We start from the raw sequence: 16,789 nt of genomic DNA, 5'->3' as shown, positions 1-16,789 counted from the left end.
TTTTCACATGCGAGGGAAGCCCCGGCCGGTCAGCCGTGGTCACCGAGAGCCGGTCAGGAACCGGCCGTTCTAGCGGGGGTTTTCAGGAAAGACGGCCGTTGTGGTTCTGGCTCCCGAGTTGGAGTCCCTCGAGAGTGTCCGTTAATCCACCTGACGTAACGGGCTTGGGCACGAGACCGCGCCCAAAATATTCATCTGGGTTGTTGTCGCGATCGCTAGTCAAGCCAGTCAATCATGGCCGCAGCACACCTTGCCGGCTGAAACTCTTGGCCGGCGTCTGTTTAGCAAGCCGTGCCGTCGTACTCAGGGTATCTGTCGAAGAAGCCGTCCAGGGCTGGGTACTGCATCTTCTGAACCACCTCCTTCTTCTGGGCCGTCGTGAGCCCAGTAGGACTGTATGTGCCGTAGGTGAAGCCTCGCTCGTGACCAATGATCAGAGCAGCGCTATCGACCGGAACGCCCGCCCGCTCCAGGCACGTAACCGCGTTCTTTCGGAAGCTATGGAACACCAGCCCACCGCGCCGAACACCGCGTTGTCGCCGGAACGCTGAGAAGGCTTTGGAGAAGTACCAACTCAGACGCTGATCAGGCCCACCGGGCTTAAGTGTCGGCCAGAGCAGCCCGTCATTCCGTCGCCGCTCAAGCAGCCACGACAGACGTGGATGAAGGGGCACCTGGCGCACACCGGCGTCAGACTTTGAGGCCTTCACGTCGATGCACCAAACGCCCCCAATCTGAATGATGTCGCCCCACTGCAACGAGCAGATCTCGTTGACTCGGAGACCGCTGTAGAGAGCGACAAGGGCGATCTCCCATAGAGCCGCCATCTTGGGCCTCGGATCGCCGAAGATGGCCTTCAGTTCGTCATCGTCGAACGGTTGGTATGTCTCCGTTCCCTTCTTGCTTGGTCGAAAGAGACCGTGGGTGATTGAAGCCGGTGGTACGTCATCGCCACGATGGACCCACACCCACATGCCGTTGATGGCCGTCAGGTACCGATTCATGGTCTTGTTGGACAGACCAACCTCTCCGTCCGGCATCTGATAATGCCGCACAAGCTCTTCCCAACTCCGTTCCTTCGTCTTCGGCGAGCGTCCCCAGTTCGGATCAAATCGCTCAACCTCCTCGATGAAATCGAGAACATGCTTCCGACGAAGCTGTCGCGCAGCCGGGTCGCCCAGAAACTCAGCGAACAGCCTGAGCGTGGAGCCGTACTGCGCCGCCGTCTGCTGGGTCTTCTTGTCCCTCGAGAGCCTCGCAAGGTAGCCCCTGGCCGCCTCGCTGACAGACATCCCGTACTCGGGCCTGTCGTGAGGCTCCGTCCCCCTCGCCTCTTCCTGATAGTCGTGGAGTGCGTCCAGCTGGGCTTGTAGGTCATCCGGCAGTTTGTCGAGTTCTTCAGGGTCCGACACACCGGCCCGCTTGACCGCCTGCTCGACGATCCCGTCGATCTCAATGTCGACCAGAGACAGGTCGTCACCCGACGCAGGTAGCGCCCTATCCCGGTAGTCGGACCGGGCTTCTCGGTAGATGTCCTTCTTGGAGAGTCGGGGCGTTGGGGGCGTCCGCTCCTGCCCGCCCTCTCGCACGTTCTCGAAATGGTCCTTCCATGCTGCGAGGTGGCTGTGCTTCAGCCTGCTTGCCTCGCGCACGTCAGACGTCTGGAGGGATCGCACGTACTCGGACTTCCCGAGCGCAGATCGCAGATCCGCCGGAACGGGGACACGCACACACCACACGTGGCCGCGTCTCTTAAGGTAGCTCTTGTCGACCATGTTGGTACATCACGCCGGTACATGTCGGCGGCCCTAAGCATTTGATGTGTCTATAGGTTCAGCCCTAACAGACGCTTAGGTGGTGTTCAAGTGAGGCTCCAGGTCCCCCAGCCACTTCTCTCCCAAAAAACTCCACATCAGAGCGGTCGCTGCCCAGCATGGGCTCTTCGTGGCCGTCAGGCGCGTTCGCGACGGAACGGCCGGTCCTTGGGATGCCGACGGGCGGTCGGGTCGGAATACGGAAATGACGGAGCCCCCTGCCGCCGGCTGGAGAAACCCGCCCTCCGCAAGGGAAAATTAACCTTCCATTCGTAAAAGAGCGGAGTTGGCCGTCCCGGGCCCAGAGACGCCCGAGCCCGTTCAACGACCACGCGAGACGCTTATCCAGACGCCGACAGGCGCTTCAGTTTACGACTTTTCCCAGACCGCTCGCCCACCGCATACTCCCGTACCGGGCGACAGAGAGCCAAGGCAGATTGACGACGTAATGCAACTAGACCGGCTCCTTCTCCCGGCCCAGTCCATCTTCGACCCTGCCGCAGCCCTCCCGGGGACCTACAGCCCCGGGCTCGTCGGGCTGTCGGTGTTCATCGCCATCCTCGCCGCGACGGTCGCGCTGTCGACCTCGGAGCGGGTCTCCGCGGTGGGCAGCACCGGCGGACGCGTCGCCTGGCTGGTGGCCGGCGGCGGCTGCATGGGGGGCGGCATTTGGGGCATGCATTTCGTCGGCATGCTCGCCTTCTCCCTGCCCTGCGGCATCGCCTACGACCCGCTCGTCACCCTCGGCTCGATGATCCCCGGCATGATCGCCAGCGGCACGGCGCTGTGGGTGATCAGCCGGGGCAGCTCGGCCAGCCTCGCCGGCCTGACCGGCGGCGCCTGCCTGATGGGAGCCGGCATCGGCGCGATGCACTATTCCGGGATGGCCGCCATGCGGCTGCCTGCGGTGCTGAACTATGACGCGGTCATGGTCGGGGTCTCGGTGGTCGTCGCCGTGGTCCTGGCCTTCATCTCCCTCAGCGCCCTGGTCCTGCTGCGGCGCAGTGCCGTGCTGCGCCCCCTCGCCGTCCCGCTGGCCGCCGCCATCATGGGCTGCAGCGTCGCCGGCATGCACTACACCGCGATGCAGGCCGCCCTGTTCTTCCCGCTGCCGGGCGACCAGACGGTCACCAGCGCGTTCGAGCCCGCCGTGATGGCGACCGTGATCACGCTGCTGATCGTGTGCTTCGGCATCGCGACCCTGGCGGCGTCCTTCGCCGGACGGCAGTTCGACACGGCGCTGCACCTGCGCGAGGAGATGGCCCGCACGGCGACGCTGGAGCAGGAGGCGCGCGCCGGCCACACCCGGCTGCAGACCATCATCGACAACGTGCAGGAAGCGATCATCACGATCGAGGAGTCCGGCACCATCGTCCACTGGTCGCCCGGTGCGACCACCATCTTCGGCTACAGCGCCGAGGAGGCCATCGGCCGGAACGTCACCCTGATCATGCCGTCCGAGGTCGCCCGGAACCACGACAACCATATCGACACCTATCTGCACACCGGCGACGCCAAGATCATCGGCATCGGGCGCGAGGTGGAAGGCCGTCGGCGCGACGGCTCCCCGGTGCCGCTGGAGCTCAATATCAGCCGAGCCGAGGTCGACGGCCGCACGCTGTTCACCGGCATCCTGCGGGACATCACCGAGCGCAAACGCATTCTCGACGAACTGGTCCGCGCCCGCGAGCAGGCGGACGCGGCGAGCCGCGCAAAATCGATGTTCCTGGCCAACATGAGCCACGAGATCCGCACGCCGCTGAACCCGATCATCGGCATGGCCCACCTGCTGCAGAAGACGGACCTGGACCGGATGCAGGCGGAATACGCCCGCAAGATCCACCAGTCCGGCCGCCACCTGCTGAAGATCATCAACGACATCCTGGACTTCTCCAAAATCGAGGCGGGCCAGCTCACCCTGGAGCAGACCGCGTTCGACCTGGACGAGGTGCTGGAGAGCATCGCCTCGGTGGTGTCGGAACGGGCCTCGTCCCAGGGCCTGGAGCTGGTGTTCGACGTGCCGCTGGACATTCCCCGGCACTATTGCGGCGACCCGCTGCGCCTGAGCCAGATCCTGATCAATTTCGCCAACAACGCGGTCAAGTTCACCGAGGCCGGCGAGATCGAGGTCAGCGTGGCGCTGCTGGAGGATACCGCCGACGGCGTGCGCCTGCGCTTCACCGTGCGCGATACCGGCATCGGCATCACGGAGGAGCAGCAGAGCCGCCTGTTCCAGTCGTTCCAGCAGGCCGACGAATCCACCACCCGCCGGTTCGGCGGCACCGGCCTCGGCCTCGCCATCTCGCGACGGCTGGCCGAACTCATGGGCGGACAGGTCGGGGTCGAGAGCACCTTCGGCGAGGGCAGCCGGTTCTGGCTGGACGTGCCGCTGAAGAAGAACAGCAAGGACTCGACAGTCCTGCTGCCGGAGCCGACCCTGCGCGGCTGCCGGGCGCTGGTGGTCGAGGATAATCCGTCGGCCCGTCAGGCCCTCTGCGACATGCTGCGGTCGATGACGTTCAAGGTCGATGCCTCCGCCAGTGGCCCGGAAGGCATCGCGCAGATCCGCGCCCATCCCGGCTATGACGCCGTGTTCGTCGACTGGCGCATGCCGGGCATGGACGGCATCCAGGCGATCCGGACCATGAAGGAGCTCGTCTCCGACCAACCGGCACCGGCCTATGTGCTGGTGACGGCCTATGGGCGCGAGGACGTCCTGCGCGAGGCCGAGACCGCCGATGTGGACGACATCCTCATCAAGCCGCTGAACCCCTCGCAACTCTTCGACTCCGTCGTGCGCGTCCTGCGCCACCGCTCCGGGATCGCCGAGGAAGCCGGCCTGGCCCGGGATATCACCACCCCGATCGAACGGCTGACCATGGAAGGCCGCCGCGTCCTGGTGGTCGAGGACAATGACCTGAACCGCGACGTGGCCATCGACCTTCTGGAATCGGTCGGCCTGAGCGTCGATACGGTGGAGAACGGCGCCCTGGCCCTCGACGCAATGGCCGACAGGGCCTACGACGCCGTCCTGATGGACGTGCAGATGCCGGTGATGGACGGCTACACCGCCGCGCGCGAGTACCGACGCCGGGCGCCAGAGAGCGACCTGCCGATCATCGCCATGACGGCCAATGCCATGTCCGGCGACCGGGAGCGCTGCCTGGAAGCCGGCATGAACGACCACGTGGCCAAGCCGATCGACCCGGACGACCTCTACGCTGTCCTGTCGCGCTGGATCGGCGCCGCACCGGCCGACGATCCCGCGGTCGAAGAGCCCGCTGACGGCGACCAGGGCGTCCCGTTCGTCCACGCCTCTGTCGACGCCGAGGCCGGATTGCGCCGGGTCCTGGGCCGCCGGGAGCGCTATCTCGAGATGCTGCAGCGCTATGCCGACGGACAGGCCGATGTGGCCGACCGGATCGCGGGGCTGGTCGCCGCCGGCGACATGGCGGCCGCCGAGCGCGAGGCGCATACCGCTCGGGCCGTCGCCGGAAACATCGGTGCCGCCGAGATCGCCGGCCGGGCCGAGGCAATCGAGAAGGCCATCCAGGCGAGCCGCCCCGCGCACGAGATCGCGCCGCTGATCGACGCCCTGCGCAGCCTGCTCCCGCCCGTCCTCGACGGCATCCGCGCGCTGACCCAACCCTCGGCCCCGACCGACCTACCCTCCTCCGCCGTCAGCGCGGCCGAGATCGGCGCGCTGCTCGCCCGGCTGCACGCCCTACTGGAGGAGGACGACGCCGAAGCCCTGGACCTGCTCTCCACCGAGGGGGCGACGCTGCGCGCCGGCATCGGCGACCGGCTCTATGGGCCGCTGGCCAAGGCGGTTCAGGAATTCGATTTCGACACCGCCCGCCGCCTCTGCGCGCAGGCAGCAGACGCCCAGCGCGAAGGGGCCGCCCCATGACCTCCACCGCCGACGCCCGGCGAACCGTTCTTGTCGTCGACGATACGCCCGACAACCTGAGCCTGATGAGCGGGCTGCTGAAGGACACCTACCGTGTGCGGGTGGCCAATGGCGGCGAGCGCGCGCTGGCGATCGCCCGGTCCGACCCGCAGCCGGATCTCATCCTGCTGGACGTGATGATGCCGGTGATGGACGGCTACGAGGTCTGCCGCCAGCTCAAGGCCGACCCGGGCAGCAAGGATATTCCCGTGGTGTTCCTGACGGCCCGGACCGACCAGGTGGACGAGCAGTTCGGCCTGGAGCTCGGCGCGGTCGACTACATCACCAAGCCGATCAGTCCGCCGATCGTGATCGCCCGGGTCCGCAACCACCTGCAGCTCAAACAGGCGAACGACGTGCTGCGGAACCACAATGCGTTTCTGGAGGAGGAGGTCGAGCGCCGCACCCGGGACGTGCGCGCGATCCGCGACGCGGCGATCGTGGCCATGGCCTCGCTGGCCGAGACCCGCGATAACGAGACCGGCAACCACATCCGGCGCACGCAGCACTATGTCGGCGCGCTGGCCAAGGCCATGGCCGCCCTGCCGAAATACCAGGACGTTCTGGAACCGGAGACCGTCGATCTGCTCTACCGCTCCGCCGCCCTGCACGACATCGGCAAGGTCGGCATCCCGGACTCGATCCTTCTGAAGCCGGGCCGCCTGACGGAAGAAGAGTTCGCCGTGATGAAGTCCCATACGGTGGTCGGCTTCGAGGCGCTCAAATCCGCCGAGCGCAGCCTGCACAACACCGATATGTCCTTCCTGCGATATGCCAAGGAGATCGCGCTGACCCATCACGAACGGTGGGACGGGACCGGCTATCCCCAGGGCCTGGCCGGCGAGGCGATCCCCCTGTCGGGCCGGATCATGACCGTGGCCGATGTCTACGACGCGCTGATTTCGGAACGGGTGTACAAGCCCGCCTTCCCGCATGAGGTGGCGCTTCAGGAGATCGCGGGCGGCCGTGGGACCCAGTTCGATCCCGACGTGGTCGACGCCTTCCTCACGGTCGCCGACCAGATGCGCGAGATCTCCCGGTCCTTCGCCGATTGAGTACCACGCCGGGACCGGGACGGATCGCATCGGGCCGGAAAGGCCCGATACGCCCCAGTCTTACCATTCCCTACTGTTCGATCACGCCGCAAAGGACCCGGTCACCGGCCGCGCCGGAGGGCTGCGAGGTATAGTCGTCCGGCCCCGAATGGACCATCACGGCCGAGCCGTCCTCATCGAACAGCCCCCGAGCCTCGAACCAGCCGCCCTCGACGGACAGCCGGCTGACGAAGAACTCGGCGTCCATCCGGCCATCCTCGCCGACCGTCACGTTCGGCAGATCGCCCGGATGCGGGCCGTCCTCGGAGAGCACGCCGTGGGACTTGTCGCCGGCCAGATGCCCGCCGGCCGACTTGAAGCCCGTCGCCGGGTCGCATTGTCCGGTCTCGTGAATGTGGAACCCGTGCCGGCCGGCCGACACGCCCTCGGCGGAGACCTTGACCAGCATCAGGCCGGACGGCGTGTCGGTGAACTCGACCGTGCCGGCGCTGCGCCCTTCCAGATCGATCAGCCTGGCCGTGGCGACCGGTTCGGCCGCCTGGGTCGCTGACAGGGGGATGGCCAGGGCCAGGATTGCGGTGCCGAGGATCGTCGGGAGTGAACCCGTCATGAGATCTCTTTCCTTCTGCTCGTCCCGCCCCCTTGGCCCGGATCCGTGACAGCCGACTGCGTCACAAGCCGTCACGGAGCCCGGGAACTACTGATCGGGGAACAACGGCGGAAACCTTTGGTTCCGTGAAAGGAGACGCTGCCGACAGCGGCTGCTGAGAAAACCTCGCGGTCACGCGGAACCCGCGCCCGCGTGGGGCGTTGCGTTCCTGTCGCCCTCCGGCCGGGTTCCGGGTCCGCGGGCGGCGCCGGTACCGCACGCTTGCTCAGAGGCCCCGATGACACCGCCAGACGCCCCGGCCTTCTGCGCTTCGCCTTCCGGCGGATGGGCATCGCCTTGAGGGCGCGCCACGGGGCTCGAGGCGCCGGGGCAGCGACCTGCTTGCTCGGCCTGGGCGGCTGCACGGGGGTTCAGTCCGTTCTCGACCCTGCCGGCACCGATGCCGAGGTGCTGGCGCATCTGTTCTGGATACTGGTGTCCGGTGCGGTCGTGCTCTGGATCCTGCTGAACGGCACCTTCTTCTATGTCTCGCGGATGCGGATCCGCCCCGTCTCACACAAGATCGGCGAGGCGGTGATCATCGGCGCCGGCATCGCCTTCCCCACGGTCCTGCTGGCCGTCCTGCTGTCCTACGGCCTGTCCATCATGCCGGACCAGCGCGCGCCCGGTGACGGCCTGACCGTGCGGGTGACCGGCGAACAGTGGTGGTGGCGCGTCGAATACCTGCCGGCGGACGGCAGCGCACCCGTGGTTTCGGCCAACGAGCTGCGCCTGCCGGTGGGCGCGCGCACCGAGATCAAGCTCGGAGCCGCCAAGGTCATCCACTCGTTCTGGGTGCCGAACCTGGCCGGCAAGATGGACATGTTCCCGGGCCGCGAGACCCGCATGGCGGTGGAGCCGACCCGAACCGGGGAGTTCCGCGGGCAGTGCGCAGAGTTCTGCGGCACCAGCCACGCGCTGATGGCGTTTCCGGTGGTCGTCCTGCCGCCGCAGGAGTTCGAAGCCTGGCTGGCGAAGGAACGCGCGGATGCCGCCGAGCCCGCCGATGCCGCCGCCGCGCGCGGGCGCGAGGTGTTCCTGGCCGAGGGTTGCGGCGCCTGCCACGCGGTGCGCGGAACGCCGGCCCGGGGCAGGCTCGGCCCGGACCTGACCCATGTGGGCGGCCGGCGCACCATCGGCGCCGGCACGCTGCCGGCAAGTGCGGAGGCGTTCGGCCAGTGGCTCGCCCGCACGGACCACATCAAGCCGGATGTGCGGATGCCCACCTACCGGGATCTGCCGGAACAGGACCTGCTCGATCTCGCGACCTATCTGAAGGGGCTGCGGTGATGACCGACACGACCGCGCATCCCGGCCCCAACCCGGGCGGCCGCGACGAGCCGCGGGACGCCGCCGAGGCCCATGGCGACGCCTATCCGCCGACCGAGGAGATGCTGGACACGCCGGTCGACCCGGATTTCGCCAAGGCCTCGGCCGACCGGCTGCGCAAGGCCTGGGAGACGCCGACCGGCTGGCGCTACTGGTCGGCGGTGAACAACTCGGAGGTCGGCGCCTGGTACTCGCTGACCGCCTTCTTCTTCATGCTCTGCGCCGGGGTGCTGGCCCTGCTGATCCGCGTGCAGCTGGCCGTGCCGGAGAACGACTTCCTGCCGGCCGACACCTTCAACCAGTTCTTCACGATGCACGGCTCGGCGATGATGTTCCTGTTCGCCGTGCCGATGTTCGAGGCGATCTCGATCCTGCTGCTGCCGGCTTTCCTCGGCGCCCGGGACATGCCATTCCCGCGGCTCTCGGCCTATGGTTACTGGTGCTTTCTCATCGGCGGGATCTTCGTGCTGGGGTCGGTGCTGTTCGGCGTGGGTCCGAATTCGGGCTGGTTCATGTATCCGCCGCTCGCCACCAAGAGCGAGGGGGTGGGGGCCGATATCTGGCTGCTCGGCCTGTCCTTCATCGAGGTCGCCTCCATCGCCGCCGCCGTCGAGCTGATCGTCGGCGCGCTGAAGTGCCGGCCGCCGGGGATGCGGATCAACCTGATGCCGCTCTATGCCTGGTACGTCCTGGTCGTCGGTGGGATGATCCTGTTCGCCTTCCCGCCGCTGATCGCCGGCGATTTCCTGTTCGAGCTGGAACGCAGCTTCGACTGGCCGTTCTTCGATCCGGAGCGTGGTGGCGACCCGATGCTGTGGCAGCACCTGTTCTGGATCTTCGGCCATCCAGAGGTCTACATCATCTTCCTGCCGTCGATCGCGATCGCCGCCATGGTGATCCCGACGGCGGCCCAGCGCCCGATCTTCGGCTATTCCTGGATCGTGCTGTCGGCGGTGGGGACCGGCTTCCTGTCCTTCGGGCTGTGGGCCCACCACATGTTCACCACAGGGCTGCCGGCCCTGTCCCTCGGCTTCTTCTCCGCCGCCTCGGAGGCGGTGGTGATCCCGACCGGCGTTCAGATCTTCGCCTTCCTCGCCACGCTGATGGTCGGCCGGGTGACCTGGAGCGTGCCGATGCTCTACATCGCCGGGTCCCTGGCGATCTTCACGGCGGGCGGGCTGACCGGGGTGATGCTGGCCCTGGCGCCGATGGACTGGCAGGTACACGACACCTATTTCATCGTTGCCCATCTGCACTACACGATCTTCGGCGGGATGGTGTTCCCGGTGATGGCCGGGGTCTATTACTTCTACCCGTTCTTCACCAAGAAGCAGATGTCGCCGAGGCTCGGGCGCTGGGCCTTCTGGCTGTCCTTCGTCGGCTTCAACATCACCTTCATGCCGATGCATTTCGCCGGCCTGATGGGCATGCCGCGCCGGGTCTACACCTATCCGGGCGATATCGGCTGGGACCTGCCGAACCTGATCTCCACGGTCGGCGCCTTCATCGTCGCCGCCGGGTTCCTGGTCTTCGCCTGGGACCTGATCCGGCCCAAGCGCCGCCAGCCCTACACGGCGCGCAACCCGTGGAACGGCGGCACCCTGGAATGGTCGCACGACATCCCCGACCAAGCCTGGGGCGTGCGCTCGATCCCCTATATCGAGAGCCGCTATCCGCTGTGGGATCAGCCGAAGATCGTCGAGCGGATGGATGCCGGCCGCTACTACCTGCCCGACGCCGAGGAGGGCAAGCGCGAGACCCTGGTGACCACCGTGCTCGACGCGGTGCCGGTGCAGTGCCTGCGGGTTGGCGGGCCGACCTGGATCACCCATTTCGCCGCCCTGTTCACCGGCGGCGCGTTCATCTTCCCGACCTTCCACTGGTACCCGCCGGCCATGGTCTGCGGCGTGCTGGCGATCGCCTGCGTGATCTGGTGGCTGTGGACCGGCACGGCCCGGCCGCCGGAGAAGACGGAGAAGGAGATCGGCCTGGGCCTGACCGTGCCGATCTATGTCTCCGGTCCGGCGGCACCCGGCTGGTGGGGCGTGTGGATCACCATGCTCGCCGACGCCACGGCCTTCGCCAGCCTGATCTTCGGCTTCTTCTATTTCTGGACCGCCAGCGCCGACTTCCCGCCGGACGGCACGGTCCATGCGGCGGGCATCTGGGTCTGGGGTGGGGCGGCCGCCCTCACCGCCTCCTGGGCACTGACCCGCTATGCCAGGCACGCCAACCGCGCGCGGCAGGTCGGCACGGCACGGCTGTCGCTGGCAAGCGCCGCCACGCTCACGGTCGTCGGTACCGCCGCCATGCTGTGCTCGGCCCATACCAACGGGCTCGATCCCACCTCCCATGTCTATCCGGCCACGATCTGGGCAATCCTGGTCTGGACGGCGGTGCACGTGTCGGCCGGCTGCGTCATGCAGCTCTACTGCCTGGCCGGCAGCCTGTTCGGGAAGCTGACGCCGGATTACGACGCCGACCTGTGGAACGTCTCGCTCTTCTGGAACTTCATGCTGGCGACGGTCCTGGTCTCGGCCGCGGTCGTCGGCCTGTTGCCGGGGATGGTCTGACATGGCGCAGCACCGGGAGGAACAGACCGAACTCAAGACCTTCTCCGAGGAGCAGAGCAGCCTGTGGCTGATCGCGCTCGGCCCGACGATCTGGGCGCTGCATTTCGTCATCTGCTACGCGGCGACCGCGGTGGTCTGCGCGAAGCTGGAGACCGTCGCGCAGGACGGGTCGCTGCTGCGCGCCGTGATCGGCGGGACGACGGTGGTCGCTCTGGCGGCGATCGGCTGGATCGCCTGGCGCTCCTGGCGCCAGTGGGACTTCCTGGACGATCGCGACTATGTGCACCACAAGCCGGTGACGGAACATCGCCACGAATTCCTCGGCCACGCCTCCTTCCTGCTGGCCTGCCTGTCCCTCGTCGGCGTGCTGTACGTGTCGCTCCCGGCGCTGTTCGTGGAGGGATGCGTATGACGCGACCGGCCGCCCTCCCCTCGCTCTGCCTGGCCGCCGGCCTCGCCGTCTGCGCGCTCGCCTGGATCACGCCGCCGGTCGCCTGGCCCTGGTCCTTCGCCGATCACATGGCGCGCCACATCGCCGTGGTCGCGATCGCCGCACCGCTGGTCGCCGTTCCGCTCGCCGTGAGCCGGTTCGCCCGGCATGTCTCGCCCATGGTGGCCGTGATCGTCGAGTTCGTCGCCGTCTGGGGTTGGCATCTCCCCGCCGCCCACGCGGCCGCCCAGACCTCGCTTCTCTGGTTCGCCCTTGAGCAGGCCTCCTATCTCGGCGCCGGGGTGCTGGTCTGGGTGGCGGTGCTGCGGCCGACCCTGTCGCTGGCCGGCCCTGTCGGCCTGCTGCTGACCTCCATGCACATGACCCTGCTGGGGGCGCTGCTGATCTTCGGGACGCGGGCGATCTATCCGTCGGAGATCTGCGGCGGAGCGGCGGATCAGCAGGTGGGCGGCATGATCATGCTCGCCGTCGGGACGCCGATCTATCTGATCGCGGGCCTGGTCCTCGTCGCCCGCGACCTGCTGTCCGACACGCCCCGACTGCGCCGTAGCCGCGAGGGCGTCGGACCATGAGGCGCTTCCTGATCCATACCGCGATCCTGGCCGGCATCGCCGCGATCGGCGCGGTGCTGGTCGTCTGGCTCGGCCTGTTCAACGTGTCTGCCCGCAGCGGCCACCTGCCCGGCGTGTCCTGGGTGCTGCACACCACCTTCCGCAACGCGGTGGAGCTGCGCGCCCCGCCGGCCGACGCGGTGCCCGACCTGTCCGATCCGGATCTGGTCGCACTGGGTGCCCGCCATTACGACGGCGCCTGCCGTGTCTGCCATGCCGGTCCGGACGAGGGACGCACCGCGACGATGCTGTCCATGCTTCCAGCCCCGCCGCCGATCAAGGAGGCGGTCGCCGACTGGGAGCCGCAGCACCTGTTCTGGATCGTGAAGCACGGCGTGAAGATGAGCGGCATGCCGGCCTGGCCGACCCGTACCCGCGACGACGACGTCTGGCCGGTGGTCGCCTTTCTGACTCGGGTTCCGGAGATGACCCTCGCCGAATACGAGGAGTTGGTGGCGCCACCCGAGCTCCCCGCCGACGCGGCCGGGGCTGATGTCGCCTACTGCGCGTCCTGCCATGGCGCCGATGGGCGCGGCCGCGGCAACGCCCAGGTGCCCCGTCTCGACATCCTGGGCGAGGCCTATATCGCGGCGTCCCTGACCGCCTATCGCACCGGGGCGCGGCAGAACGGGATCATGCACCACGCGGCCTCGACCCTGGACGCCACCGGCGACGCCCGTCTCGCCCGGTTCTACGGCGCGCAGCAGCCCTCCCCGGCCTCGGACCCTCAGTCGGACTCCGAGCCGGGCGGTAAGCGGGATCACATCACCCTGGGCCGGGACCTCGCCATGGGCTCGGCGGCCAGCGCCGACGTGCCGGCCTGCAGCGCCTGCCATGGTCCCTGGCCGGATCGGCTGTCGGCGCTGTTTCCCCGTCTCGCCGGCCAGCCGGAACCTTACCTGCTGCGCCAACTTGAACTCTGGCGCGACGGGGAGCGGGGCGGCACGTCCCGCGCCCACCTGATGCATCAGGCGGCCAAAGATCTCACCGACGGCGAGCTGCGCGCCCTGGCGGCGTATTATGCTTCGCTCAAGCCGGGAGAGGCGCGCTGAGGGGGCCGGCGGTCAGTCGCCGGCCGTCTCCAGCCGCTCGATCAGTTTGCCGGACAGGCCGACCGGCTCGGGCAGGTTCAGATCCTTCCAGCTTCGTTCCAGGGCCTTGTTGAGTGGGAAGGCCTGCGCCAACTTGAGGGTCTCCAGTTCGTCCCAGGAGACGGGGATCGCCGCCGGTGCGCCTTCGCGGGCCCTTAGGGAGAACGGCGCGATCGCCGTGTTGCCGCGCTGGTTGCGCAGCCAGTCGATGAAGACGCGCCCGTTACGCTTGGCCTTGGACATCTCCGCCGTGTAGCGCTCGGGCTCCTCCTCGGCCACCAGGGCGGCAAAGTCCTCGGCGTAGCGCTTCACCGTGTCCCAGTCGGCGATCCGGCGCAGCGGAACCACCAGGTGCACGCCCTTGCCGCCGGTCACCATCGGCCAACACGGCAGGCCGAGGGCGTCCAGCCGATCGCGAAGGTCGAAGGCCGCGCGTCTGACATCGGAGAATTCAAGTCCCTCGTCGGGATCGAGATCGAAGATCATGCGGTCGGGCCGGTCCAACCGATCGCTGCGGGCCCCCCAGATGTGGAACTCCAGCGTCCCCATCTGTACCGCGCCGACCAGACCGGCGGCGTCCGTCACGTACATGTAGGGCTCCGTGTCCCCATCCTTCTCCTCGATCTCGACGGTCTTCAGAGAATCGGGAAAGCCGGTGCCGGCGTGCTTCTGGAAGAAGCGGTCACCGTCGAGCCCGGTCGGCAGGCGCACCAGCGACAGCGGCCGGTCCGCGCAGGCCTCTAGCATCCTGTCGGCCACGGCCTCGTAGTATTCGGCGACCCGCTGCTTTGTGAGCTTCGCCGCCGGATAGACCACCCGCCCGGGATGGCTGACGGAGATCCCGGCGATCTCGACGCGATCATCCTCCGGCATGACATCTCCCTCCAGGGTCACGGCCTCGGCCGGCTTGTCGTCGCGCAGGCCTTCGAACGCCGCGTGACGCACCCGTCCATCGGCGGTGAGCTCCGTATAGCTGACCTCGGCCACCAGCTTCGGTGTGATCCACTGGACGCCGCGGGCCTCGGCTTTCGGCACCTCCACCGGCGCGGTCTTGCGGGCCAGCGGCTTCATGGTGGACGCAAGCTCGTCGAGGAGATCTGCGTCGAACCCGGTGCCGACCTTGCCTGCATAGACAAGCGCGCCGCCCTGATGGGCGGCCAGGGCCAGCGAACTGAAGGCCCTGCCCTTCTTGTCGCTCTTCTGCCAGCCGACCACGACAAACTCGTCGCGCCGGGTGCATTTCACCTTCATCCAGTCCCGGGTACGCTCGCCGCGATAGGTCGCATCCTTCCGCTTGGCGATCAGGCCTTCGCCACGCGCCGCCCAGACCGCCTCGAACGCGTCACGGGCGTTCTCTGAAATCACCGGGCTGAGCTGGACGGCACCGAGCGGCGGCACGTCCTTGAACACCTCCTCAAGCGCCGCGCGCCGCGCCGTCAGCGGCTTGCCGGTCAACGACTTGCCGTCGCGCTCGAGCAGGTCGAAGGCATAGAAGGTGAACGGGCCGCCCGCCTTGATCGCCTTCTGCAGGGTGGAGAAGCCCGACAGGCCGGCGCCGGCGACGATCTCGCCGTCGATCAGTGCGCTGTCGCAGGCCAGCGGCGCCAGGGACGGCAGAATTGCCTCGAACCGATCCGTCCAGTCATGGCCGTTACGGGTATAGATCCGGGTCCCGCCCTTCCCCAAGGCGACCAGAGCACGGTAGCCGTCCAACTTCAGCTCGTGCCGCCAGTCCTCGCCATCGACCATGCTATCACTCAGGGTCGCGAGCTGGACCTTGCGGAAACGCGGGCGGGGCTTGGCCCGCTCCACGGCGGGAAGCGGATCGGCATCGGCGGCGATCTCGCGGAAGGTGCGGTGGGTCGACACGCTGCGCCGGTAGCGTCGCACCGGATCCCGCGCGCCCGATGCCGCGTCCTTCTCCTTGATCAGCAGCCAGTTCTCGCGACCCCTGTCGCCCTTGCGTTTGCCCTCCATGCGCACGAGGTGCCATCCACCGGTGAGCCGCCGGCCATGCAGGGCGAAATGGATGTGTCCCTTCTCCAACCCCTTCTCCAACGGCTCGAGCGGCCGCCAATGGCCGACATCCCACAGCATGACCGTGCCGGCGCCGTAGTTGTCCTCCGGGATCTCCCCCTCGAACGTCAGATACGAGACCGGATGGTCTTCGGTACGAACGGCGAGACGCTTCTGGCTCGTCTGCAGGGACGGCCCCTTGGTCACCGCCCAGCTCAGCAGCACGCCCTTCCATTCCAGGCGCAGGTCGAAATGGGTGCGGCTGGCATCGTGCTTCTGCATCGAGTAGCGCAGGGCCAGTTCCGCCGGCGCCCCGGCCTTTCGGGGCTCGGGCGTGCGGGTGAAGTCGCGCTTCTCGAAATAGCGCTCCAAACGGTCGGCCGCTGAGGATACTGAACTCGCCATCGGTGTATCGCCGGCCCTCAGTCCTTGCGGAACAGGTTGGGATAGTAGTCGTTGCGTACCCGCAGCCGCGGCGCCAGCGTCCAGGCGATCGGCCAGGTCAACACGAAGGCGACCACGATCGCTGCCGGCAGGATATACTCCATGTAAGGCTGCAGCTGTGGGATCGAGAGCACCGTGACGGCTCCGCTCCCAAACAGGATCGCATTGACCGGGAGCGAAAGCATGCCGGCCATCAGGGTTCTGGTGCGTGGCATCGTCTCCTCCTGTTCTGTGCACTGTAGAAACGGCTGGGCGGGCGGAAGGTTCCGGAACCGGTCGCCGGGGGGCCGCGTTGCCCGCCCGACACTGACAGCGCCGCAAACCGGACGGGGAGACAACGATGCCGACGATCGAACGGCTCAGTGCCATCACCCTGGCGACCCACGACATGGCCCGCGCCGTCGCCTTCTACCGGTCCATCGGCTTTCAACTGGCCAAGGGTGGTGCGGATGCCGCCTTCACCACCCTGTCGGCGGGCGGGGACGCCCTGAACCTGATCCTCACCGAACCGCACGTGCCGCTTGCCTGGTGGGGACGGGTCATCTTCTTCGTGGACGACGTGGACGCCATGCACCGGGCGGTGATCGACGCCGGCTACAGCCCCGATTTCCCGCCCTCCGATGCGCCCTGGGGCGAGCGCTACTTCCATGTCACCGACCCGGACGGCCACGAGATCAGCTTCGCCCGCCCCCTGCCCGCGTGAGCGTACGGCAGCTCTCCGAACCGTGCCCGGTTGCACGAACCCGCTTGACGACCAGACCAGTCGCGCGCTGAGATTATGCAGGGGCTGGCGAACGCCCCATCAGG

The 16,789-nt window shown here is 67.7% G+C and carries 12 protein-coding genes; 8 read left to right on the top strand and 4 right to left on the bottom strand.

Annotation, left to right across the window (positions count from 1 at the left end; genetic code table 11):
* Positions 1 to 281 precede the first annotated feature (281 nt).
* Positions 282 to 1,775 carry a DUF6538 domain-containing protein gene (locus ACOQOP_RS04670; RefSeq protein ID WP_420565160.1) on the bottom strand — a complete coding sequence of 498 codons (1,494 nt, stop codon included), beginning with the start codon at positions 1,773 to 1,775 and terminating at the stop codon, positions 282 to 284.
* A 487-nt stretch (positions 1,776 to 2,262) separates the two neighbouring features.
* Between ACOQOP_RS04670 and ACOQOP_RS04665 the strand changes: the two genes are divergently transcribed.
* Positions 2,263 to 5,724, top strand: a complete 3,462-nt coding sequence (locus ACOQOP_RS04665; RefSeq protein WP_420565159.1) for a response regulator — start codon at positions 2,263 to 2,265, stop codon at positions 5,722 to 5,724.
* Positions 5,721 to 6,818, top strand: a complete 1,098-nt coding sequence (locus tag ACOQOP_RS04660; protein ID WP_420565158.1) for an HD-GYP domain-containing protein — start codon at positions 5,721 to 5,723, stop codon at positions 6,816 to 6,818. Before ACOQOP_RS04665 ends, ACOQOP_RS04660 begins: the two co-directional genes overlap by 4 nt.
* Positions 6,819 to 6,888: 70 nt before the next feature.
* On the opposite strand, the gene ACOQOP_RS04655 is transcribed toward ACOQOP_RS04660, so the two are convergent.
* On the bottom strand, positions 6,889 to 7,428 hold the full coding sequence (locus ACOQOP_RS04655; RefSeq protein WP_420565157.1) for a superoxide dismutase family protein: 540 nt from the start codon (positions 7,426 to 7,428) through the stop codon (positions 6,889 to 6,891).
* A gap of 381 nt (positions 7,429 to 7,809) precedes the next feature.
* Here ACOQOP_RS04655 and ACOQOP_RS04650 point away from each other — a divergent pair, with 381 nt between their 5' ends.
* From ACOQOP_RS04650 to ACOQOP_RS04630, 5 genes are read left to right on the top strand one after another with little or no spacing between them, the layout of a single operon-like run.
* Positions 7,810 to 8,757, top strand: a complete 948-nt coding sequence (locus ACOQOP_RS04650) for a cytochrome c oxidase subunit II (RefSeq protein WP_420565156.1) — start codon at positions 7,810 to 7,812, stop codon at positions 8,755 to 8,757.
* Positions 8,757 to 11,369 (top strand): cytochrome c oxidase subunit I, encoded by a 2,613-nt coding sequence (gene ctaD / locus ACOQOP_RS04645; RefSeq protein WP_420565155.1) that lies wholly within the window; start codon positions 8,757 to 8,759, stop codon positions 11,367 to 11,369. Before ACOQOP_RS04650 ends, ctaD begins: the two co-directional genes overlap by 1 nt.
* A gap of 1 nt (position 11,370) precedes the next feature.
* Complete coding sequence (locus ACOQOP_RS04640) at positions 11,371 to 11,781, top strand: hypothetical protein (RefSeq protein ID WP_420565154.1); 411 nt, start codon at positions 11,371 to 11,373, stop codon at positions 11,779 to 11,781.
* Entirely contained in the window at positions 11,778 to 12,392 is a 615-nt protein-coding gene (locus tag ACOQOP_RS04635; protein WP_420565153.1) for a cytochrome c oxidase assembly protein, read from the top strand. Before ACOQOP_RS04640 ends, ACOQOP_RS04635 begins: the two co-directional genes overlap by 4 nt.
* Positions 12,389 to 13,483 (top strand): c-type cytochrome, encoded by a 1,095-nt coding sequence (locus ACOQOP_RS04630; RefSeq protein ID WP_420565152.1) that lies wholly within the window; start codon positions 12,389 to 12,391, stop codon positions 13,481 to 13,483. The genes ACOQOP_RS04635 and ACOQOP_RS04630 overlap by 4 nt, the downstream gene beginning before the upstream one ends.
* Before the next feature lie 12 nt (positions 13,484 to 13,495).
* On the opposite strand, the gene ligD is transcribed toward ACOQOP_RS04630, so the two are convergent.
* Positions 13,496 to 15,943: a DNA ligase D gene (ligD, locus tag ACOQOP_RS04625; protein ID WP_420565151.1), complete on the bottom strand. Its 2,448-nt coding sequence runs from the start codon at positions 15,941 to 15,943 to the stop codon at positions 13,496 to 13,498.
* A 17-nt stretch (positions 15,944 to 15,960) separates the two neighbouring features.
* A complete protein-coding gene (locus ACOQOP_RS04620) occupies positions 15,961 to 16,197 on the bottom strand; it encodes a hypothetical protein (protein ID WP_420565150.1) in 237 nt (78 codons plus the stop codon).
* Positions 16,198 to 16,322: 125 nt separating this feature from the next.
* Between ACOQOP_RS04620 and ACOQOP_RS04615 the strand changes: the two genes are divergently transcribed.
* On the top strand, positions 16,323 to 16,685 hold the full coding sequence (locus tag ACOQOP_RS04615) for a VOC family protein (RefSeq protein WP_420565149.1): 363 nt from the start codon (positions 16,323 to 16,325) through the stop codon (positions 16,683 to 16,685).
* Positions 16,686 to 16,789 lie beyond the last annotated feature (104 nt).

Origin of the sequence: Thalassobaculum sp., from assembly GCF_965223715.1 — a bacterium.
Taxonomy (GTDB): domain Bacteria; phylum Pseudomonadota; class Alphaproteobacteria; order Thalassobaculales; family Thalassobaculaceae; genus Thalassobaculum.
This window is presented reverse-complemented; position numbering and strand designations above follow the sequence as displayed.